The 21,038-nt window shown below is 69.6% G+C and carries 15 protein-coding genes; 10 read left to right on the top strand and 5 right to left on the bottom strand.

Annotation, left to right across the window (positions count from 1 at the left end; translation table 11 throughout):
• Positions 1 to 40: 40 nt before the first annotated feature.
• From AC1DGW_RS10390 to AC1DGW_RS10370, 5 genes are all read left to right on the top strand, one after another.
• Positions 41 to 2,719: a beta-mannosidase gene (locus tag AC1DGW_RS10390; protein WP_478022491.1), complete on the top strand. Its 2,679-nt coding sequence runs from the start codon at positions 41 to 43 to the stop codon at positions 2,717 to 2,719.
• Complete coding sequence (locus AC1DGW_RS10385; protein ID WP_478022489.1) at positions 2,719 to 4,152, top strand: glycoside hydrolase family 47 protein; 1,434 nt, start codon at positions 2,719 to 2,721, stop codon at positions 4,150 to 4,152. The genes AC1DGW_RS10390 and AC1DGW_RS10385 overlap by 1 nt, the downstream gene beginning before the upstream one ends.
• A 334-nt stretch (positions 4,153 to 4,486) precedes the next feature.
• Positions 4,487 to 5,140 carry a helix-turn-helix domain-containing protein gene (locus tag AC1DGW_RS10380; RefSeq protein WP_478022487.1) on the top strand — a complete coding sequence of 218 codons (654 nt, stop codon included), beginning with the start codon at positions 4,487 to 4,489 and terminating at the stop codon, positions 5,138 to 5,140.
• Positions 5,137 to 7,041, top strand: coding sequence for a sensor histidine kinase (locus AC1DGW_RS10375; protein ID WP_478022485.1), 1,905 nt, complete (start codon positions 5,137 to 5,139; stop codon positions 7,039 to 7,041). The genes AC1DGW_RS10380 and AC1DGW_RS10375 overlap by 4 nt, the downstream gene beginning before the upstream one ends.
• A 189-nt stretch (positions 7,042 to 7,230) precedes the next feature.
• Positions 7,231 to 7,968 carry an AfsR/SARP family transcriptional regulator gene (locus AC1DGW_RS10370; RefSeq protein WP_478022483.1) on the top strand — a complete coding sequence of 246 codons (738 nt, stop codon included), beginning with the start codon at positions 7,231 to 7,233 and terminating at the stop codon, positions 7,966 to 7,968.
• Between the two features lie 66 nt (positions 7,969 to 8,034).
• Here the strand turns inward: AC1DGW_RS10370 and AC1DGW_RS10365 are convergent, their stop codons facing one another.
• Complete coding sequence (locus tag AC1DGW_RS10365; protein WP_478022481.1) at positions 8,035 to 10,230, bottom strand: primosomal protein N'; 2,196 nt, start codon at positions 10,228 to 10,230, stop codon at positions 8,035 to 8,037.
• A gap of 485 nt (positions 10,231 to 10,715) precedes the next feature.
• Here AC1DGW_RS10365 and AC1DGW_RS10360 point away from each other — a divergent pair, with 485 nt between their 5' ends.
• The 4 genes from AC1DGW_RS10360 (at position 10,716) to sppA (ending at position 15,793) form a co-directional block, all read left to right on the top strand.
• Entirely contained in the window at positions 10,716 to 11,726 is a 1,011-nt protein-coding gene (locus tag AC1DGW_RS10360) for a hypothetical protein (protein WP_478022479.1), read from the top strand.
• A complete protein-coding gene (locus AC1DGW_RS10355) occupies positions 11,713 to 12,288 on the top strand; it encodes a DUF3106 domain-containing protein (RefSeq protein ID WP_478022477.1) in 576 nt (191 codons plus the stop codon). Before AC1DGW_RS10360 ends, AC1DGW_RS10355 begins: the two co-directional genes overlap by 14 nt.
• 163 nt (positions 12,289 to 12,451) lie before the next feature.
• Positions 12,452 to 13,816, top strand: a complete 1,365-nt coding sequence (locus AC1DGW_RS10350) for an MATE family efflux transporter (protein ID WP_478022475.1) — start codon at positions 12,452 to 12,454, stop codon at positions 13,814 to 13,816.
• A gap of 69 nt (positions 13,817 to 13,885) precedes the next feature.
• Entirely contained in the window at positions 13,886 to 15,793 is a 1,908-nt protein-coding gene (gene sppA, locus AC1DGW_RS10345) for a signal peptide peptidase SppA (protein WP_478022473.1), read from the top strand.
• A gap of 160 nt (positions 15,794 to 15,953) precedes the next feature.
• Here the strand turns inward: sppA and AC1DGW_RS10340 are convergent, their stop codons facing one another.
• The gene (locus AC1DGW_RS10340) at positions 15,954 to 16,169 is read right to left on the bottom strand and encodes a hypothetical protein (RefSeq protein WP_478022471.1); all 216 of its coding nucleotides are present in this window, start codon (positions 16,167 to 16,169) and stop codon (positions 15,954 to 15,956) included.
• Positions 16,170 to 16,259: 90 nt separating this feature from the next.
• Here AC1DGW_RS10340 and AC1DGW_RS10335 point away from each other — a divergent pair, with 90 nt between their 5' ends.
• Complete coding sequence (locus AC1DGW_RS10335; protein ID WP_478022469.1) at positions 16,260 to 17,033, top strand: SDR family oxidoreductase; 774 nt, start codon at positions 16,260 to 16,262, stop codon at positions 17,031 to 17,033.
• Positions 17,034 to 17,081: 48 nt separating this feature from the next.
• Here the strand turns inward: AC1DGW_RS10335 and AC1DGW_RS10330 are convergent, their stop codons facing one another.
• The 3 genes from AC1DGW_RS10330 to AC1DGW_RS10320 all read right to left on the bottom strand — a co-directional run bounded on the left by AC1DGW_RS10330 (position 17,082) and on the right by AC1DGW_RS10320 (position 21,027).
• A complete protein-coding gene (locus AC1DGW_RS10330) occupies positions 17,082 to 17,777 on the bottom strand; it encodes a DUF4124 domain-containing protein (protein WP_478022466.1) in 696 nt (231 codons plus the stop codon).
• Between the two features lie 66 nt (positions 17,778 to 17,843).
• On the bottom strand, positions 17,844 to 18,404 hold the full coding sequence (gene tsaC, locus AC1DGW_RS10325; protein WP_478022463.1) for an L-threonylcarbamoyladenylate synthase type 1 TsaC: 561 nt from the start codon (positions 18,402 to 18,404) through the stop codon (positions 17,844 to 17,846).
• Between the two features lie 130 nt (positions 18,405 to 18,534).
• Positions 18,535 to 21,027, bottom strand: coding sequence for a DNA topoisomerase I (locus AC1DGW_RS10320; RefSeq protein WP_478022460.1), 2,493 nt, complete (start codon positions 21,025 to 21,027; stop codon positions 18,535 to 18,537).
• Positions 21,028 to 21,038: the final 11 nt, after the last annotated feature.

The raw sequence follows: 21,038 nt of genomic DNA, 5'->3' as shown, positions 1-21,038 counted from the left end.
GCAGCAGGCGACATTCCGTTTTGGATCGATGCAAGGCCGGGTGGCAGGTGGATGGCGCGTCCTGCTGCTGTGCGCATTGAGTGCGTTCGCCGGCATCGCGGCGGCGGCACCGCTGCAGGCGCAGTGGAGCTTCCGCCTGTTGCCGGGCGATGCGCAGATGCAGGCCCATCCCGGGCTGGACGCCTGGCGCCCGGCGCGGGTACCCGGCAGCGTGCATGACGACCTGCACAAGGCCGGCGTCATCGGCGATCCCTACGTGGGCGCGGCCGAAGCCGGGCTGCAGTGGATCGGTCTGGCCGACTGGGAATACCGCGCGCGCTTCGACGTCGATGCGGCCACTTTGGCGCGCCGCCATGCAGAACTGCGCTTCGACGGCCTGGACACCTTCGCCGAGGTCAGCCTCAACGGCCAGCCGTTGCTGAAGGCCGACAACGCGCACCGTACCTGGCGCGCGGACGTCGATGGCCGCCTGCGTGCGAAGGGCAACGAACTGCGTGTCGTGTTCCGCTCGCCGATCCGCACCCTGTTGCCGCAGGTGCAGGCGATGCCGCACAAGATCGCCGGCAATTACCCCTCGCCCTACGGCGATGAGCCGAAAGACACGATGGTCGGCAATTTCGCGCGCAAGCCGGCCTATCACTTCGGCTGGGACTGGGGGCCGCGCTACGTCACCGCCGGCGTGTGGCGGCCGGTGCACCTGGAGAGCTGGGACCAGCACCGCATCACCGACCTGGCCGTGCGCACCGATGCGCTGGACGACCAGCGCGCGCGCCTGGGCGTGCTGCTGCAGGTGGAGCAGGGCGCGACGGCGGGCAAGGCCGGCGTGATGGTGGATGTACTCGATCCCGACGGCCGCCGCGTTGCCAGCCTCGAACGCGAGATCGTCCTGCAGCCCGGCGCCAACGCATTGCAGCTGCCGCTGGAGATCGTGCAGCCGCGGCGCTGGTGGCCGGTGGGCTACGGCGCGCAGGACCGCTACACCGTGCAGGCGCGCATCGATGGCGGCGGCGATCCGGCGCGCGAGGCCACGTTGCGGACCGGCCTGCGCACGGTGGAGCTGCAACGCGATGCCGATGCCGATGGCGAAGGCGGCCAGGGCTTTGCCTTCGTCATCAACGGCGTGCCGGTGTTCGCCAAGGGCGCCAACGTCATTCCGTTCGAATCGTTCCCGGCGCGGGTGACGCGCGAGCGCCTGCGCCGCGACCTGCAGGCCGCGCGCGACGCCAACATGAACATGCTGCGCAACTGGGGTGGCGGCTACTACGAGAGCGACGATTTCTTCGACATCGCCGACGAGCTCGGCCTGCTGGTGTGGCAGGACTTCATGTTCGGCGGCGGCATGCAGCCCGGCTACGATCCGGCGTTCCGCGCCAACGTGGTGGCCGAGGCGCGCGACAACATCCGCCGCCTGCGCCACCACCCCAGCATCGTGCTGTGGTGCGGCAACAATGAAGAAGAAACCGCGTGGAAGGACTGGGGCCACCGTACGCAGCTGGCCGCGGCCGACCCTGCGTTTGCGGCAAAGGTGTGGCAGGGCTACGTCGATCTGTTCGGCAACGACCTGCGCCAGGTGGTGGCCGAGGAGGCGCTGGGCGTGCCGTACTGGTCCAGTTCGCCGGGCAACGACCTGGACGAAAAAGCCAACGACTCCACGCGTGGCGACAAGCATTACTGGGACGTGTGGGGCGGCCCGGCGCTGCCGGCGACCGCCTATCTGCGCGAGACGCCGCGCTTCATGTCCGAATACGGGCTGCAGGCGTGGCCGCAGCTGTCCACGGTGGACGCATTCGCCCGCCGCGACGAGCAGCAGATCGATGGCGAGGTGATCCGCGCCCACCAGAAGTTCATGGCCGGCAAGGGCAACGAACGCCTGCTGCACTACATCGAGCGCGAATACGGCACGCCGGCCTCGTTCGCCGACTTCGTCTACCTCAGCCAGGTGATGCAGGCCGAGGGCATCGAACTGGCGGCGCTGCACCACCGTGCCTCGCGGCCGTACACGATGGGCTCGCTGTACTGGCAGCTCAACGATGTGTGGCCGGGTGCCTCGTGGTCGAGCGTGGACTATTTCGGCCACTGGAAGGCGCTGCACTACCATGCACGCCGCTTCTTTGCCGACGTGGCGGTGGCGGCGCTGCGTGACGATGACGGCGTCACCCGCTTCAGCCTGCTCAACGATGGCCGCGAAGCGCTCACCGCGCAGTGGCGCGTACGGGTGATGGAGGTCGATGGCCGCGAATTCGCGCGTCAGCAGGAGACCATCACCCTGGTGCCGATGGCTGCGACCCAGGTGGCGCAGCTGGTCGATGCCGACCTGCTCAAGGGCCACGACCCGGCGCGCAGCGTGGCGGCATTCGAACTGCTGCAGGGCGGCGATGTGATCGCGCGGCGGCTGGTGCATTTCGTGCCGGCCAAGGCGCAGGCGCTTGCCGCCAACCAGTTGCGTGCCGAGCTGAGCGCCGATGGCGACAGCTACCGCCTGAGGCTGCACGCCGCTGGCCTGGTGCGCGCGGTGTGGATCGATTTCGGCGACACCGGCGCCAACGTCGACGACAACGCCTTCGACCTGCTGCCCGGCGAAACCCGCGACCTGCGTGTGCGCGGCGACGCCAGCCTGGACGCCCTGCGCGCCGCGCTGCGCCTGCGCACGCTGGGCGACACGTTGCACGCCACTTCCAACCCGCCGCAAGACCCCGCTTCCACCCCGAGGACCCGATGATGAACCGAGCCCTGCGCAACGCCCCCCTCGCCGCCGCCCTGCTGCTGGCCCTGTCCGCCTGCAATCCGGCGCCGCCTGCTTCCACCGCCGCGCCCGCCGACGCCGCGACCACCGGAGCGGCCGCATCCGCCGACGTGCCGGCCGTCGATGACGCCGAAGCCGCGCGCATGGCCGAGCAGGTGCGCGAGGCGACCCGCCACGCCTGGCAGGGCTACATGCAGTACGCCAAGGGCCACGACGACCTGAAGCCGATCAGCGCGCAGCCGCGCGACTGGTACCCGGTACCGCTGCTGATGTCGCCGGTCGATGCGCTGGATACGCTGCTGCTGCTGGGCATGGACAAGGAAGCCGACGAAGCGCGCGAGCTGATCGTCAACCAGTTGTCGTTCGACCAGGACGTCGAGGTGCAGAACTTCGAGGTCACCATCCGCCTGCTCGGCGGTCTGCTGTCGGCCTACCAGATGACCAACGACGAGAAGCTGCTCAAGCTGGCCGACGACCTGGGTACGCGCCTGTCGCCGGTGTTCGACAGCCCCACCGGCCTGCCGTACACCCACGTCAACCTGCGTACCGGCAAGACCCGCGGCAAGGTCAGCAACCCGGCCGAGACCGGCACGCTGCTGCTGGAATTCGGCACCCTGGCCAAGCTCACCGGCAAGCAGGCGTACTACGACAAGGCCAAGCGCGCGCTGGTGGAGACCTACAAGCGCCGCTCGAAGATCGGCCTGGTCGGCCTGAACATCGATGTCGAGACGGGCGAGTGGACCAACAAGGACGCCTCGATCGCCGGTGGCATCGATTCGTACTACGAGTACCTGCTCAAGTGCTGGAAGCTGTTCGGCGACGAAGACTGCAAGCGCATGTGGGAGGACAGCATCGGCCCGGTCAACCAGTACCTGGCCGACGACGTGCGCGAAGGCGAGCTGTGGTACGGCCACGCCGACATGGACAGCGGCGCGCGCACCTCCACCACCTACGGCGCGCTGGATGCGTTCATGCCGGGCCTGCTGGCGCTGGGCGGTGACCTGGATCGCGCCAGGCGCCTGCAGGAGTCCAACCTGAAGATGTGGCGTTTGAACGGCATCGAGCCGGAGTCGCTGGACTACGCGGCGATGGAAGTGCGCTCGCCCGGCTACGCGCTGCGCCCGGAAATCGTCGAATCGGCCTATTACCTGCACCACTACACCGGCGATGCGCGCTACCGCGGCATGGGCAAGGAGTTCTTCAACGACTTCGTGAAGTACACCCGCACCGAGCACGGCTTCTCGGCGTTGAAGGACGTGCGCAGCAAGGAGAAGGACGATTCGATGGAGAGCTTCCTGTTCGCCGAGACCTTCAAGTACTACTACCTGCTGTTCGCCCCGGCCAAGACCCTGGATTTCGACGGCGTGGTGTTCAACACCGAAGCGCATCCGCTGCGCAGGACCTGGTAAGCCGCGCGGCCCGTTCCGCATCCGCCAACGCCGTTTGGCGCGGGCGATCGGGGCCTGCGTGCCGATGGCACGCGGGCCTTTGCTTTTTCACGCTTCCCCGGCAGCGCCGCTGGCGGGGAAGCAGTCGTTTGAACCCTGCGGTCTTCCCCCGCAAGGTACCGGTGGCCGAACGCCGATGAGCGCCCTCGTCGTGTTCTCCGCCCTGGATCGCGGCCGGTCGCCGGAGGCAGGGAGTGCCATGCCACCCGGCAGCCGCGGTGGAAAGTGAGGTAATGAGAGAAACCCACGCCAGGCGCTAGACTGCTTGCCCATACGGGGCCTGGGGCGGGTATCGATGGAGCTGTCTTCCATCCTGATCGTGGATGACATGGCGGCCTCGCTGGAGAGGCTGGAGCGGCTGCTGCGCGGATTACACGACGAGCCGCCGCCGCGCATCCACACCACGGTCGATCTGGCCGGAGCGCGTGACCTGCTGCAGGCGGTACCCGTGGATCTGGCGCTGGTGGACATGCAGCTGCCCGATGGCACCGGCGTCGAGCTGATCTGCTGGATGCAGGCGCATGCGCCCGGGGTGCAGGCGGTGATCGTGTCCGCGTTCGCCGAGGAGGAGACGATCTTTTCGGCATTGCGGGCCGGCGCGGTCGGCTATCTGCTCAAGGACCGCGACGACATCGAGCTGAGCGTGGCGCTGCGCAGCCTGCAACGCGATGGTGCGCCGATCGACCCGATGATCGCGCGCCGCATCCTGGCGCTGCTGCCGCAGGCACCCGCGCCATCCCACTCGACGCCACCGGTACGGCTGTCCGAGCGCGAGCTGGGTATCCTCGATCTGGTCGCACAGGGCCATGGCAACCGCGAGATCGGGGAGCTGCTGGGCCTGTCGCGGCTGACCATCGAAAGCCATACCCGCAATATCTACCGCAAGCTGGCGGTCGGTTCGCGCACCGCCGCGGTGTTCGAGGCGCGCAGTCTCGGACTGCTGCCATGATCCGTTGCCTGGGATGGCTCACGATCGTGTTGCTGGTGCTGGCATGGGCGCCACCGGTCCATGGCCAGGCCGGCGGCGTCGCCCGCATCGCCGAGGCCGAAGCGGTGCGGGCGGGCTGGGATTCGGGGCAGCCGCCGGCGGAGGGCTGGGAACCGGTGGCGCTCGCCGACCAGTGGCAGACCCGCTGGCCGGCGCACGATGGCGTGGTCTGGTACCGGCTGCGCTGGCGGCAGACGGACGCCGCGCAACCCACCGGCCTGCTGCTCGACTACACCTGCATGGCGGCGGCGGTCTACCTCAACGGCAGCCTGATCGACCGCGATCCTTCGCTGGTCGAACCCCTGTCGCGCAGCTGGCACCTGCCGCGCTACTTCCTGCTGCAGTCGCCGCTGCTGCGCACGGGCGAGAACGAGCTGCTGGTGCGCGTATCGGGCCTGGCGGCGTACCAGCCATCGCTCGGCGTGGTGGACGTGGGCGATCCGCAGGTGCTGCAGGCGCGCTTCCGCAGCGAAGTGCGGGTCCGCCACGACCTGCAGCTGCTGGACAGTGCCATCGGTTTCGTCCTGGCGGCGGTGATGGGCCTGTTCTGGCTGCTGCGCCGCAAGGAAACGATGTACGGCTGGTACGCGTTGAGCGCGCTCTTCGGGCGCCTGTACGACACCAATTTCTTCGCCACCAGCCCATGGCCGTTCACCACCACTGATGGCTGGCAGGCCTTCATCGGCGGCTGCTATGCGATGGCCGCCGCGGCGCATGCCGTGTTCCTGCTGCGCTTCAGCGAGCGGCGCTGGCCGCGGTTCGAGCGCGTCGTGCTGGGCGTGGCGGCGTCGGTGATGGCGCTGGCTCTCTTCTGGCCCCAATGGATGGGGCCGAACCGCAATGTCTACCTGGTGCCGACCATCGCCTTCCTGTACCTGGTGTCCTTCGTGTTCATGGGCTATGCGCTGCGCAGCGGCCGCCGCGACTGCCAGGTGCTGGCGCTGTGCATCGTCATTCCCATCGCGGTATCGCTGCACGATCTTGGCGTGTACATGGGGTGGTACGGCGGCGTCAGCTACCTGGGTTCGATCACGTCGCCGCTGATCCTGCTGGGCATGGGCTTCGTGCTGGCCTACCGCTTCGCCCGGACAATGCAACGGGTGGAGGGCTTCAACGCCGAGCTCCGCCATGAGGTGCAGCAGGCGACCGCGCAGCTGGCGACGACCCTGCGCCAGCAGCACACGCTCGAGCTGGCGCACAGCCGCGCCGGCGAGCGCCTGCAGCTGGTGCGCGACCTGCACGACGGCTTTGGCGGCACCCTGGTGGGCGCCATCGCGCGGATGGAACAGGCACCGCAGGACATGCCGCGCCGGGAGATGGTGGCGTTGCTGCGCGAAATGCGCGACGACCTGCGGCTGGTGATCGACAGCACCGCGCACGAGCGCGCGGACCTGGCCGAACTGATCGTGCCGATGCGGCATCGCGCCAGCCACCTGCTCGACGCGGCCGGCATCGATGCCTACTGGCATCTGGACGACGCCCGCGGCATCGAGCTCGGCGCGAACCGCAGCCTGGACCTGTTGCGCCTGCTGCAGGAGGCGCTGACCAACGTGTTCAAGCACAGCCGTGCGCGGCGCGTGGACATCCATGTGCGCCGGCTCGACGGCCGCCTGCGGTTGCAGGTGGACGACGACGGCGTGGGGTTCCCGGCGACGGGCGTGGCGCCGACCCTGCGGGATGGCGGGGCCGGCCAGGCCAGCATGCGCCTGCGCGCACAGCGGCTGGGGGGCAAACTGCATGTCGGTCCGCGCGAAGACGCGCAGGGCACGCGGCTGGTGCTGGAGCTGCCGCTGGCCGGTGCGGTGGCGGCCGATGCGGCCGTACCTGATTTCGTGGATGTGGCGCCGGCCACGCTGGGCTAACGTCTTCCGCCATGCGCGGTTGCAGGCCGTGCAGCTAAGCCGCCGATGATCGACCCGCTCCGGGTATCCGCATGGATGCCATCGGCGGCGTTCGGTCCGGCCCGGGGATGGGCGAGCAGGGGGATGGGGATGCACCGACATGGGCGAGAATGCGTGGACACGGCAGCCGGCGACGAACCGGTAAGGCTGATGGGTACGTGCGCGGCCATGCCGGCGCCGCTGATCTACCGCAAGGGGTGGGCATTGCTGGGCTATCTGGCCGCCGAGCCGGAGCGCCGCCACTCGCGGCTGGCGCTGGCGATGCTGTTCTGGCCGCAGCTGGGCGAGGCACAGGCGATGACCAACCTGCGCCAGGTGCTCTGCAACCTCAACCGCTATTGCCATGGGCAGTTCGGTCCGCAGGTGCTCTGCATCCGGCGCGATGGCGTGGAACTGCGGCGCGCCGGGCAGGGGATCTTCGACATCGACCGGCTGGCGTGCGAGCCCGATGGCGCGCTCGCCGTGCTGGACGGGCAGTGCGTTTTCCTGGCGGGCATGGATGACGTGGCCGGCGTGGATTTCCGCTCCTGGCTGGAGAGCACCCGCCTTACTCTGGAGGCGGAGCTGGTCGGCGTCGCCGAGCGCTATTGCGATGAGCTGCTGGCCGCGGCGTGCTGGGAGAGCGCGCTGCGGATGGCGCACGCCCTGATGCGGCGCGATGCGTGGAACGAAGCGCATGCAAGGCGCGTGATGCGCGCCTACGTGGGCCATGGCATGCGCGCTGCGGCGATGGCGGTCTACGCCCGCGTGCAGCAGGCGTTGCACAGCGATCTCGGCGTCGAGACCCAGCTGGAGACGCGCAGGCTGCTGGCCTGGATCTGCGAGGAAGGAAAGAGGCCGCCGGCGGATGCGCGGATGCCGGCCCGGGATATGGCGCTCGGCGCCTGAGATACGTGGTCCACGGGCGGGGACGACCGCCTTCCGGCGCGCAGGTGCGATCGACGGCGGCAGCCGTCAATACAGGTCCATCGGGTCCACATCCAGCGACCAGCGCACGCGCCGCGCCTGCGGCAGCGCATGGACCTGCGGCATCAGCCTGTCGAGCAGGCCGTGCAGCGCGCGACGCTGCGTGGCCGACAGCAGCAGCTGGGTGCGCTGGAAGCCGGCGCGGCGCGGCATCGGCGCCGGCATCGGGCCGTAGCGCTCGATCGGGCTGTCGGCAGCGATCGCCTGCTTCGCCGCGGCCAGGAATTCATTGGCCTGCTCCACCTGCCTGGCTTCGGCGCGCAGCAGCGCCAGATGCGCGAACGGCGGGAAGCCGGCGGCCTCGCGCTGCGCCAGTTCGGCGTCGGCGAAGGCGTGATAGCCGCCATTGACCAGCGTGTGCAGCAGCGCGTTGTCCGGGTGGTGGGTCTGCAGCCAGACCTCGCCGGGACGGTCGGCGCGGCCGGCGCGGCCGGCGACCTGGATCAACTGCTGTGCCAGCTTCTCGCTGGCGCGGAAGTCGGCCGAGAACAGGCCTTCGTCGATGCCGACCACCACCACCAGGGTCAGCCGCGGCAGGTCGTGGCCCTTGGCCAGGATCTGCGTGCCGACCAGGATGCCGGGCTGCTCGCCTAGCGCGGCCAGGGTCTGTTCCAGCGCGTCGCGCCGCGCGGTGGTGCCGCGGTCGATACGCAGCACGGGGAAATCGGGAAACAGCTGCAGCAGCCTTTCCTCCAGCCGTTCGGTGCCGATGCCCTGCGGCTGCAGCGCCAGGCTGCCGCAATCCGGGCAGGCCAGCGGCACCGGCGCGCGCGCACCGCAGTGGTGGCACTGCAGGCGGCGCCCGGCGCCGTGCACGGTCATCGGCGTGGCGTGCAATGGCGTGCTGCAGCGCCGGCACGGCGCGGTCCAGCCGCAGTCGTGGCACAGCAGCACCGGCGCGTAGCCGCGGCGGTTCTTGAACACCAGCACCTGGTTGCCGGCGCGCAGGTGTTGTTCGATGCCCGCCAGCACTTCCGGCGACAGGCCGTCCTGCAGCGGTCGCTTGCGCACGTCGAACACCCGCACCGCCGGCGGCCGCGCGTCGCCGGCGCGCTGCTGCAGGCGCAGGTGGGTATAGCGGCCCGCGCGCGCGTTGTGCAGCGATTCCAGCGAAGGCGTGGCGCTGCCCAGCACCACCGGCACGTCCAGCGCCTTGCCGCGCACCAGGGCGAAATCGCGGGCGTGGTAGCGGATGCCGTCCTGCTGCTTGTAGCTGCCGTCGTGTTCCTCGTCGACGATCAGCAGCCCCGCTTCCGGCAGCGGCGTGAACACCGCCGAACGAGTGCCGACGATCACCCGCGCTTCGCCGCGCATCGCTGCCGCCCACACCCGTGCGCGCTCGTTGTCGTTCAGCCCGGAATGCAGCGCGTGCACCGCGATGCCCAGGCGGCTGCGGAAGCGGGTGAGCATCTGCGGGGTCAGGCCGATCTCCGGCACCAGCACCAGCGCCTGCCGGCCCTGCGCCAGGCAGTGGGCGATGGCCCGCAGATAGACCTCGGTCTTGCCGCTGCCGGTGACGCCGTCGAGCAGGAAGGGCTGGAAGCCGTCGGCAGCGGTGATCGCCTCGATCGCCGCCTGCTGCTGCGGGTTCGGCTCCGGCCCGGGAAGCGGATGGGCCGCCGGGATCGTCGCCGCCATCGCCACGCGCTGCGCGAAGCCGCGCTTGAGCAGGGCGCGGGCGGCCTCGCGCCAGCCGTCCATGCGCGCGGCCAGTACTTCCTCTGCCAATGTGCCGTTGTCCAGCAGTTCGGCCAGGCGCCGTGGGCGGGTGCCGTCGCGCAGCCGCCCATGGCCCTCGCGACCGGCCCCGGTCAGTTCCCAGCCCCAGCCATGGGTATCGGGCAGGGGCTCGCCACGCCGCAGCGGCGCCGGCAGCGCGGTGGCGACCACCTCGCCCAGCGGCGCATGGGTATAGCGTGCGAGCCAATGCAGCGAGGCATGCAGCTCGCCGCCCAGCAGCGGTGGGCCGTCCAGCCATTCGAGGGCTTCCCGCAGCGTTGCCGGGTCTTCTGCCGTACCGACCCCCTCGACCATGCCGACCAGTTCGCGGTTGCCGAATGGCACCCGGACCCGGCGCCCGGTATCGCCGGCACCCGGAGCGGGACTGCCGGGCGGAGGCAGGTAGTCGAAGGTCTGCGGCAACGGGACCGGCAGGGCGATGCGCAGGGTGGGGCAGGTGGGCATGGGCGGCAGTGTAGGTGCCGGCCGTCGGCCGGCACACCCCCGCAGGTCGCCGGGCCGGGTCCGGAAACCGGTCCGCCGTACGCTGCCCACTTGCGTGCGCTTGTTCCCGCCGGGAGCATAAACACCGCGTAAACGCAGGCCGCGCTTGGAGATTTGGGCTTATCCACACAACGTGTGGATAACTCTGTGCATCAGCACTGTGCTCCACGCGCCCAGGGCGGCGCTGGAAGCCTTTCCCTCAACTTGGTCAAAAAATAGCCACACGATCAAGTCTTTTAAAATCAATAACTTGTTCGTGAAACAAAAGCGAAATACGGTTGCGGACGGGAAATCGCGGGCGATTGCAGCCGGGCTATTGACGCTGTGCACAAGTTGCGGCATGGAGCGCCCGGAACGGCGTTAAAACGGCGTGTACGCCGACTGCCGGGCTATCTGCAGGGTGGGACGTGCTGGGTATCATTCCCGGCGATGAAGGAGTCCACCTGATGGCTGCACCCGCCTCTTCCACACCGGCCGCAGCCAGCGCCCTGTCCGCTTTCCTGAAAGGTGTCGAACGACGCGCGCTGGTCGTCGCCAGCCTGCAGAGCGGCGACGAGGACGCCGCCGGTCGCGCCGTGGCCGTGGCCATGCGCGCCTTCGCCGGCCCGGCCGCGGGCATGCCGATGGCCGACTGGCCCGCCCGTTTCTGGACCCTGCTGGGCGGCAACCCGCAATTGCGGGCGCCGTCCGCGAACGGGCACTGGCCGCCCGCGCTGGCCCATCTGCGGGACCTGGCTCCGGCCGAGCGGTTGGCGCTGCTGCTGCGTATCGGCGCTGGGCTGGACGAAGACACTGCCTCGGCGGTCCTCGGGGTGACGGCGGAGGCATACCGGCACGCGCTGGCCGGCGCTTGTCCGCTGGACGCGCAGGGCCGTCCGGATGCGCTGGCCTGGCGCGGACTGGCCGAGCAGGTGCAGGCGCAGGTGCGCGATCTCCCGGCCGGCCGCATGCAGCAGCTGGAACAGCTGCGCGTGGCGATGGCGGCCGATGCCACACCGGCCCGCAAGGCGCCGCCGGCGCCCCGGATCGAGGCCGACATCCGCGTTGTCCGCCCACCGCGCCGTACCGGCCCGCGCTGGCGCTGGCGGACCTGGCTGCTGCTGTGCCTGCCCCTGCTGCTGCTCGCGGTGGTCGCGGTCTGGTGGTGGCGGGAACACGGGTTGACGCTGCCCGGCACGGCCATGCCGGCGGCCGAGGGCGCGGTGTCGGACAACGGCCCGGTACAGGTGGAAGCCTTGCCGGGCGACGATCTTCCTGCCGCGTCACCCGCCGGCGACAACCGCGCCGCGGACGATGCCGCAATGCTGGCCGATCCGGAGCTGGCATTGGCGCAGGACGCGGATTTCCACGCCTGGTATGCCGCCGGCGGCCCGGTGCCGGTGGACGAATCGCAGGCGCAACCCGGTCGCACCGAACCGGCCGGTACCGCACTGGAGACGGTCGATGCGGAGGATTGAGCGCCTGTTGCCGGTGTTGCTGGCACTGCTGCCCGTCGCGCCGTCGCTGGCGACGCCGGCCGCCGTGCCGCTGCCGCTGGACGTGCATGCGGCCAGCGCCGGGCCGGATATCGACCCGCGATCGCACTGGCCGGCACTGGCACCGGCCCGGCAGCGCGAACTGCGCGCGCGCTATGCGGCGTGGCGCGCGCTGCCCGAATCCGAGCGCCAGCGCGTGCGCCGGGCCGCGGCCGACATGGCGGCATTGCCGGCGGGCGAGCGCGAGGCGCTGCGCGACCGTTTCCTCGGGCTGGATCGCCTGCATCGCGACGGCTGGCGGCTGGGCCCGCAACTGGGCGCGCAGTACCCGAAGCTGCAGCCATTGCTGGGCTATCTGCCGGAACACCAGCGTGAGCCGATGCTGGTGCTGCTGCGCCAGCTCGACGCCGCGCAGTTGGCGCAACTGGGCGTGCTGTCGCAGCGCACGCCGCCGCAGGAACGCGAGGCGCTGCGCGATCAGCTGCTGGCCGTGCCAGCGGCGGAGCGCGCCGACTGGCTGCGGCAGAAGACCGAAACCCGGTAGCACGCCGCTTGTCCGGGCAGCGCGCGGTTGCGCCGGTCGGCGCAATACCCCGTGCGGCCGGGAAGCCTTTCACGCATCTTCATCCGCTGCCTTTACAATGCGCGACTCCCGCGACCCGGCAACAGCGCGTCCCGCGCCGGCCGCAGTCCGCGTTCTTCCCCGTATGTCCACCCTCTCCGCCACGCCGCGCTTCCGCCAGGAAGTGCGCGCCACCGGGTTGCTCGCCCTGCCCCTGGTCCTGGGCCATGTCTCGACCGGCCTGATCGCTTTCGTCGACAACACCATCGCCGGTCACCACGGTACCGATACCTTCGCCGCGGTCAGCATCGGCACCGCCCTGCTGTGGCTGCCGATGCTGGTGCCGATCGGCACTCTGATCTCGCTCACCGCTTCGGTGTCGCAGCTGCATGGCGCCGGCCGCGAACGCGACATCGGCCCGCTGTTCCGCCAGGCGCTGTGGCTGGGCGTGGGCCTGAGCGTGCTGATGTTCGCCTTCCTCAGCGTGGTGCCGGCATTCCTGCCGGCCTTCGGCATCGCGCCCGACATCGTGCCCGGGGCCACGAGCTTCCTGCACGCGATCCGCTGGGGCGTGCCGGCGCTGACGCTTTACTTCTGCATGCGCTACCTCAGCGAGGGCATGCACTGGACGCTGCCGACCATGCTGCTCGGCTTCGGCGGACTGCTGGTGCTGGGGCCGCTGGGCTATGCGCTGTGCAATGGCAGGTTCGGCTTCCCCGAACTGGGTGCCGAAGGCCTGGGCATCGCTTCGTCGGTGACGATGTGGCTGCAGGCGCTGTGCTTCGCAGGCTACCTGTGGAAGACCCGGCGCTTCGCCCACCTGCAGCTGTTCGGGCATTTCGAACCGCCGCGCTGGCGCGCGATCTGGGACCTGCTGCGTACCGGCCTGCCGATCGGCATCACCGTGCTGATGGAAGGCGGCCTGTTCATCATCACCGCGCTGCTGATCGGCCGCATCGGCGCGGTCGAGGCCAGCGCGCACCAGATCGCCATCAATGTCGCCCAGCTGTGCTTCATGATCCCGATGGGCGTGGCCGAGGCCACTACCGTGCGCGTCGGCCATGCGGTGGGCAGCAACGATCCACTCGGCGTGCGCCGCGCCACCTGGGCCGGCTATGCCATCGTGCTGGTCACGCAGATGCTGTCGATCACGGTGCTGCTGCTGGGCCACGATGCGGTGGTGCGGCTGTATACCGACGACCTGGCCGTGGCCGCGCTGGCTTCGACCCTGTTGCTGTATGCGGCCACTTTCCAGTTCCCCGACGGTGTCCAGGTGCTTTCGGCCGGCGCGTTGCGCGGGCTCAAGGACACGCGCGTGCCGATGTTCATCGCCATGTTCGCGTACTGGGGCGTGGGCATGCCGCTCGGCGCCGGGCTCGGCCTCGGCCTGGGCTGGGGACCGCAGGGCATGTGGGTCGGCCTGATCATGGGCCTGACCGCCGCCGCCGTACTGATGGGCTGGCGCCTGCGGGTCAGCAGCCGGCGCCTGCTCCACCCTGCGGCACCCTGACTTGAAGCCCATGCCGGCCTTGCCGGTTATGGGTATCCTGCGTTGCAACAAGCCCCTTCCGGAGCGTCCATGAACCCCCCACCGCTGCCCCGCCGCAACCCCATCGCCAGCTTCTTCGTCGGGCTGTGGGACGTGATGAACTTCACCCGGCGGCTGATCCTCAACCTGCTGTTCTTCGGCCTGCTGTTCCTGGTGCTGATCGTGCTCATGGTGGCGATGGGCAAGGGCGCCTCGTCGGCCAAGGTGCTGCAGGACCGCACCACCCTGGTGATCGCGCCGGAAGGCCGGCTGGTCGAGCAGTACAGCACCGATCCGGTCAGCCGCGCGCTGGCCAAGGTGGTCGGCGACAACAACGCCGAGGAAATCCAGCTGCGCGACCTGATCCGCGCGATCGAGGCCGCGCGCGACGACAAGAAGATCGAACGCGTCGTCCTGGAACTGGACAAACTGCAGCCGTCGGGCTTCGCCTCGATGCGCGAAGTGGCCGTGGCGCTGCAGGACCTGCGCGCGGCCAAGAAACAGGTCGTGGCTTTCAGCGAGAACATGAGCCAGTCGCAGTACCTGCTGGCCGCACAGGCTGACGAGGTCTACCTCGATCCGATGGGCAGCCTGATGCTCGAAGGCCTTGGCCGCTACCGCCAGTATTTCCGCAGCGGCCTGCAGGACAAGCTGGGCGTGGACGTGCACCTGTTCAAGGTCGGCGAATACAAGTCCGCCGCCGAGCCCTACGTGCTCGACGCCGCTTCGCCGCAGGCCAAGGAAGCCGACCTGTTCTGGATGAACGACGTGTGGCAGCGCTACCTGGGCGACATCGCCACGGCGCGCAGGCTCGACGCCGCGCAGCTGGCCGCCGGCATCGACACCTTGCCCGAGGGCATCGCCGCCGCCGGTGGTGACCTGGCGCGCTTTGCCCTGCAGCAGAAGCTGGTGGACGGGCTCAAGACCCGCGAGGAAGTGGAAGCGCTGCTCACCGACCGCGGCGTGGCCGACAGCGATGCCGATGGCGGCTTCCGCCAGATCGCGCTGGGCGACTACCTGACCCAGATCGACGCGCACCGTTCGCCGATCGACAACCGCCCGCAGGTGGCGGTGGTGGTGGCCGAAGGCGAGATCGCCGGCGGCGACCTGCCGGCCGGCCGCGTCGGCGGCGTCTCCACCTCGGCGCTGCTGCGTGCCGCGCGCGACGATGACGACGTCAAGGCCGTGGTGCTGCGCGTGGATTCGCCGGGCGGCGAAGTGTTCGCCTCCGAGCAGATCCGCCGCGAAGTGGACGCGCTCAAGGCCGCCGGCAAGCCGGTGGTGGTGTCGATGGGCGACATGGCCGCCTCTGGCGGTTACTGGATCAGCATGAACGCCGACCGCATCTATGCCGACGAATCGACCATCACCGGCTCGATCGGCATCTTCGGCATGATCCCCAACTTCGCGCGCAGCCTGGACAAGATCGGCGTGCATACCGACGGCGTGGGGACCACCCGCTTCGCCGGCGCGTTTGACGTCACCCGGCCGATGGACCCGGCGGTGGGCCGGGTGATCCAGTCGGTCATCGACAAGGGCTACGCCGACTTCACCGGCAAGGTGGCGCAGGCGCGCGACCGCAACGTGGAAGCCATCGACGAAGTGGCGCGCGGCCGCGTGTGGAGCGGTGCGCAGGCGAAGGAGCGCGGGCTGGTGGACGAATTCGGCGGCCTGAAGGCCGCGGTGGCCGACGCCGCCACGCGCGCCAAGCTCGGCGGACCGGACAAGTTCCGCGTGAACTACATCGAGAAGGCGGCCACGCCGTTCGCGCAGTTCATGACCGGCTTCGCCGGCAGCCGCGCCGGCGCCTGGATGCTGTCCGATTCCGGCCTGGCGCGGATGATGCTGGCGCGCGCGATGCCGGAAATGGACACGCAGCTGCGCTTCGTCGAGGACGCGGTGAAGGACCGCAACAGCGCGCCGGTGAAGGCGCTGGCCTACTGCTTCTGCGGCCTGTGACGCCAGCTTCAGCGTGACGCCGACAACGCCGCCTTCGGGCGGCGTTGTCGTTCAGGTGCCTCCTGCGTTGCGGAAGCGCACCTGCGCGCGACGGTCCCGTGCGGGAGCGCCGCAACGGCGATCGCGGGTGGGCCTGTCCCCGCAGGAGCAATGTGGCGCGCTACCGGGCCGGCACGCTGTCCGCCGCCTGCAGCGCCTTCTGCTCGGCCTTGGCCGCATCTTCCGTCGCGGCCGCAGCGGTCCTGGCCTTTTCCAGCGGCTCGCGCAGCGCCGCGGCCTGCGGATCGGGCCGGCGTTCGGTATCCGGCGGTTGCGGATTGCCGCAACCGGAAAGCAGGACCAGGGTCAACGGCAACAGGCAATGACGCTTGTCCATCGGTAGGCTCCTGTGGAAGCTGGCGCCATCCTGACACAACCCTGTCGATGAAGCCTGACCGGCGCGGTGCTCGGCGGTATCCTTTGCCGCATGAACACGAACCGCTGGCGGCTGGACGGACAGACCGCGCTGATCACTGGCGCCAGCGCCGGCATCGGCCTGGCGATCGCGCGCGAACTGCTTGGTTTCGGCGCCGATCTGTTGATGGTGGCGCGCGACGCCGATGCGCTGGAGCGGGTGCGCGACGACCTGGCCGACGAATTCCCCGCCCGCGCGATCCACGGTCTGTCCGCCGACGTCGCCGACGACGAGGACCGCCAGGCGATCCTGGACTGGGTCGAGGACCACGGCGGCCTGAACCTGCTGGTCAACAATGCCGGCGGCAACATCACCAGGCCGGCCAACGACTACAGCGAAGACGAATGGCGCGGCATCTTCGAGACCAACCTGTTTTCCGCGTTCGAACTGTCGCGCCATGCCTACCCGCTGCTCACGCGCCACGCCTCGTCGGCCATCGTCAACGTCGGCAGCGTCTCCGGCATCACCCACGTGCGCAGCGGCGTGGTCTACGGCATGACCAAGGCGGCGCTGCAGCAGATGACCCGTAATCTCGCCTGCGAATGGGCCGAGGACGGCATCCGCGTGAACTCGGTGGCGCCGTGGTACATCCGCACCCGCCGCACCTCCGGGCCGCTGTCGGACCCGGACTACTACGACGAGGTGATCGCGCGCACCCCGATGCGCCGTATCGGCGAGCCGGAGGAAGTCGCCGCCGCGGTCGGCTTCCTGTGCCTGCCGGCATCGAGCTATGTCACCGGCGAGTGCATCGCGGTGGACGGCGGTTTCCTGCGCTACGGGTTCTGAGGCGACGTTCCGCGACCGGCAGGGCCGGCGACCGGAAAGCCGTTCGCCTCAATAGCCGCCGCAATCCCGTTCCAGCCGCGCCTCGATGCCGCGCTGTTCGCGGGTGAGCGCCTGGCGCTCGCTCTGCAGGGCGCTGTTGTAGCGGCGTACCAGTTCCCAGCGGCGGTCGCGCAGGCGCGCGCAGACTTCCTGCTGCGGCAGCGGGTGGCACGCATCGCGGACCCAGGTGCCGGTGGCGACCGCAAGTGTGCCGGGATGGGGGCGCGGATGGTCGTGGCCAGGCCGCCCGCTCTGGATGGCGATCCCACCGGAACCGTGCGTGACGCTGCCCGAAACACCGCCATCCGCCTGCCTGGGCGGGTAGCGGCCGCCGACCCACAGCGGCACCCAGCGCGGGTTGCCCACGCCGTCGTCGCTGGCATAGCGCTCGCCGTCCGGGGAGATGCACTCGTACAGGGGTTGCGGCGGCTGCACGGTGACGATGCGGATCTCGCGTTCGTTGATCGTGGCGCGCGGCGTGGCGGGTAGCGGGGTTGCCGGTTGCGGCGGTGGATCCTGCGGGCGCTGCATGTCCAGCACCTGTTGGCGGTGGCTGTCGTCGCAGGGCGTGGATTGCAGCGCCACCGCGCCATTGCTGGCGACGCAGCGGTAGACGCGCACGTTGTTGGCGGGAGGCGGCTCGGCAGTCGGCACTGCCGCGGGCGGCAGGAACAGGGAGCCGAGCAGGAGCAGGCGGACGTGCATGGCGCCATGTTGCCACGGAGACCCGGGTGGGGGAGATGCCCCGGCCGCTCCTGCGGGCAGGAGCGGTCAGTCGCGGAGGGTTTGTCCGGTGGCGGCGACGCGGATGCGGGTGGGCTGCGCCAGGCCGCCGGTGGCGCCGTCGAGCAGGCCATCCAGCTGTGCGAGCAGGACCGGGTCGAGCTGGCCACGCTCGCGTGCCGGGGGCTGGCCGGCGAGGTTGGCGCTGGTCGAGACCAGTGGACCGCCCCACGCTTCGCACAGGGCGCGTACCAGCGGATGGGCGCTGACCCGCACCGCGATGCCGGTGTGCTCGCCGGTGATCCAGCGCGGGGCGAGCGGGCCGGCCGGGACGATCCAGGTATTGGCGCCGGGCCAGCTGTCCAGCACGGCCTGGCGGCGATCTTCCGCCAGCGCATCGAGCCGCACCCAGCCCTCCAGCTGCGCCGCGGCGGCGGCGACCAGGATCATGCCCTTCTCGACCGGGCGTTGCTTGAGCGCCAGCAGCTTCATCACGGCCGTTTCATTGGCCGGGTCGCAGCCCAGGCCCCAGACCGCTTCGGTCGGGTAGGCGACGACATTTCCGGCGCGCAGCGCGGGGACGGCGTTCTGCAGATCGAGTTCAAGCATCGGGGCACCGTTCGTTCCCGCGACGACAGGTGCGGGCATGGAGGAGACCAGACGCATCAGGCCGCCCGATGGCGGCCTGATGCGGGGATGACGATTATCCCCCTGCCGGATCGGCAGCGGGTGATGGCGGTCAGAACGGAGGCGCGTCGTCGGCCACCGACTTCTTCACGACCTTCTTGGCGACGGTTTTCCTGGCGGCTTTCTTCGTTGCGGCTTTCTTGGCCGGTGCCTTCTTGGCGGCCGTCTTCTTCGCCGCAGCTTCCTTCTTCACCGCTGCCTTCTTCACCGTCGTCTTCTTGGCCGCGGCCTTCTTCGCGCCGAAACCCTTGCGCGCCGGCTTGCCGGTCTCGGCCATCAGCTGCTGCACTTCGGCCAGGGTCAACGAGGCCGGTTCGCGGTCCTTCGGAATCTTGCCGTTGAGGGTGCCATCGCTGATGTACGGGCCGAAGCGGCCGTTCAGCACCTGGATGTCCGAGCCCTCGAACTCCTTGATGATGCGGTTGCGCGCGATCTCTTCCTTCTCCTCGACCAGGAAGATGGCGCGGGCCAGGTCGATCTTGTACGGATCGTCCTCTTTCTTCAGCGAGGCATAGGTGCTGCCGCGCTTGGCGAACGGGCCGAAGCGGCCGATGCCCACGCTCACTTCCTCGCCGTTGGCATCGGCGCCGAGCTTGCGCGGCATGTCGAACAGCTTCAATGCGTCGTCCAGCGAGATCGAATAGATGCTCTGGCCGGGCTGCAGCGAGGCGAACTTGGGCTTCTCTTCGTCCTCGACGGTGCCGATCTGCACCATCGGGCCGAAGCGGCCGATGCGCGCGCTCACTTCCTTGCCGCTCACCGGGTCGGTGCCGAGCACGCGCGCACTGCCGGCGTCGGTGCGGTCCAGTGATTCGCTCTTGTCGCTGACCAGCTCCTTGAACGGGCCCCAGAAGCGCTCCATCAGCGGCACCCACTCCTCCTCGCCGCGCGACACCGCGTCCAGCTCGTCCTCGAGCTTGGCGGTGAAGTCGTAGTCGACGTAGCGGGTGAAGTGGCTGGACAGGAACTTGCTCACCGCACGACCCACGTCGGTGGGCTTGAAGCTGCGGCCTTCCATCTCGGTGTACTTGCGGAACAGCAGGGTCTGGATGATCGAGGCGTAGGTCGAGGGACGGCCGATGCCGTATTCCTCCAGCGCCTTGACCAACGCTGCTTCGGTAAAGCGCGGCGGCGGCTGGGTGAAGTGCTGGTCGGCGGCGATGCGTTCCAGCGGCACGTTGTCGCCGGGCTTCATCGCCGGCAGCTTGCGGCCTTCGTCCTCGTCCTCGGCGTTCTTGCTGTCCTTGCCTTCCTCGTAGACGGCGAGGAAGCCGGGCACGACCACCGTGGTACCGCTGGCGCGGAACACATGCTCGCTGCCGGCGGAAAGATCGACGCTGACGGTATTGAGCGTGGCCGGGATCATCTGGCAGGCCACCGCGCGCTTCCAGATCAGCTCGTAAAGCTTGCGCTCGTCGTCGGTCAGGAACTGCGCCACCTGCGCCGGCGTGCGCAGCGCCGAGGTCGGGCGCACCGCTTCGTGCGCTTCCTGCGCGTTCTTGCTCTTGGTGGTGTAGGTGTTGGGCTTGTCCGGCAGCGAGGCGGTGCCGTAGTCGCGGGCGATCACGTCGCGGATCTCGACCAGCGCATCCTGCGACAGGTTCACCGAGTCGGTACGCATGTAGGAGATCAGGCCGACCGTGCCTTCCTCGCCGATCGCCACGCCTTCGTACAGTTTCTGCGCCACCTGCATGGTCTTGCGCGTGGTGAAGCCGAGCTTGCGCGAGGCCTCCTGCTGCAGGGTGGAGGTGGTGAACGGCGGCGCCGGGCGGCGCTTGCGCTCCTTGCTGGCGACGTCGGTGACGTGCAGGCGGCCCTGTGCGGCCTGCTGGATGCGCAGGCGCGCGGCCTCGGCGGTGTCGCCGTCGGTGATGGTGAACTGCTCGAACTTCTGCCCGTCCAGCTTGATGAGCTTGGCCGAGAAATGCTGGGTCGGATGCGCGCAGTCGGCCTCGATCGACCAGTATTCGCGCGCCTTGAACGCCTCGATCTCTTCCTCGCGCTCGACGATCATGCGCAGCGCCGGGCTCTGCACGCGACCGGCGGAAAGGCCGCGCTGCACCTTGCGCCACAGTACCGGGGAGAGGTTGAAGCCGACCAGGTAGTCGAGCGCCCGGCGCGCCTGCTGGGCATCGACCAGGTCGTCGGCGATGGCGCGCGGCTGGTTCATCGCCTCCTTGATCGCGCGCGGGGTGATCTCGGTGAAGACCACGCGCTGCATCGGCTTGTCCTTCAGCAGCCCGCGCTCCTTCAGGATTTCCGCGATGTGCCAGCTGATCGCCTCGCCCTCGCGGTCCGGGTCGGTCGCCAGGAAGATGTCGTCGGCGCTCTTGGCGGCCTTGGCGATGGCCTCCACGTGCTTCTCGTTCTTCTCGATCAGGTCGTAGCGCATGGCGAAGCCATGGTCCGGATCGACCGCGCCTTCCTTCGGCACCAGGTCGCGCACATGCCCATACGAGGCCAGGACGGTGAAGTCCTTGCCGAGGTATTTGTTGATCGTCTTGGCCTTGGCGGGCGATTCGACGATGAGCAGGTGCTTGGGCATGTCAGTGGATT

Source organism: Stenotrophomonas sp. 05N423 (genome assembly GCF_056397145.1).
This window is presented reverse-complemented; position numbering and strand designations above follow the sequence as displayed.

Excerpts from the sequence above, each read along its gene's own strand:
- AC1DGW_RS10385 (WP_478022489.1), top strand. The coding sequence starts at position 2,719 with ATGAACCGAGCCCTGCGCAACGCCCCCCTCGCCGCCGCCCTGCTGCTG.
- AC1DGW_RS10380 (WP_478022487.1), top strand. The coding sequence starts at position 4,487 with ATGGAGCTGTCTTCCATCCTGATCGTGGATGACATGGCGGCCTCGCTG.
- AC1DGW_RS10375 (WP_478022485.1), top strand. The coding sequence starts at position 5,137 with ATGATCCGTTGCCTGGGATGGCTCACGATCGTGTTGCTGGTGCTGGCA.
- AC1DGW_RS10370 (WP_478022483.1), top strand. The coding sequence starts at position 7,231 with ATGGGTACGTGCGCGGCCATGCCGGCGCCGCTGATCTACCGCAAGGGG.
- AC1DGW_RS10365 (WP_478022481.1), bottom strand. The coding sequence starts at position 10,230 with ATGCCCACCTGCCCCACCCTGCGCATCGCCCTGCCGGTCCCGTTGCCG.
- AC1DGW_RS10360 (WP_478022479.1), top strand. The coding sequence starts at position 10,716 with ATGGCTGCACCCGCCTCTTCCACACCGGCCGCAGCCAGCGCCCTGTCC.
- AC1DGW_RS10355 (WP_478022477.1), top strand. The coding sequence starts at position 11,713 with ATGCGGAGGATTGAGCGCCTGTTGCCGGTGTTGCTGGCACTGCTGCCC.
- AC1DGW_RS10350 (WP_478022475.1), top strand. The coding sequence starts at position 12,452 with ATGTCCACCCTCTCCGCCACGCCGCGCTTCCGCCAGGAAGTGCGCGCC.
- sppA (WP_478022473.1), top strand. The coding sequence starts at position 13,886 with ATGAACCCCCCACCGCTGCCCCGCCGCAACCCCATCGCCAGCTTCTTC.
- AC1DGW_RS10340 (WP_478022471.1), bottom strand. The coding sequence starts at position 16,169 with ATGGACAAGCGTCATTGCCTGTTGCCGTTGACCCTGGTCCTGCTTTCC.
- AC1DGW_RS10335 (WP_478022469.1), top strand. The coding sequence starts at position 16,260 with ATGAACACGAACCGCTGGCGGCTGGACGGACAGACCGCGCTGATCACT.
- AC1DGW_RS10330 (WP_478022466.1), bottom strand. The coding sequence starts at position 17,777 with ATGCACGTCCGCCTGCTCCTGCTCGGCTCCCTGTTCCTGCCGCCCGCG.
- tsaC (WP_478022463.1), bottom strand. The coding sequence starts at position 18,404 with ATGCTTGAACTCGATCTGCAGAACGCCGTCCCCGCGCTGCGCGCCGGA.
- AC1DGW_RS10320 (WP_478022460.1), bottom strand. The coding sequence starts at position 21,027 with ATGCCCAAGCACCTGCTCATCGTCGAATCGCCCGCCAAGGCCAAGACG.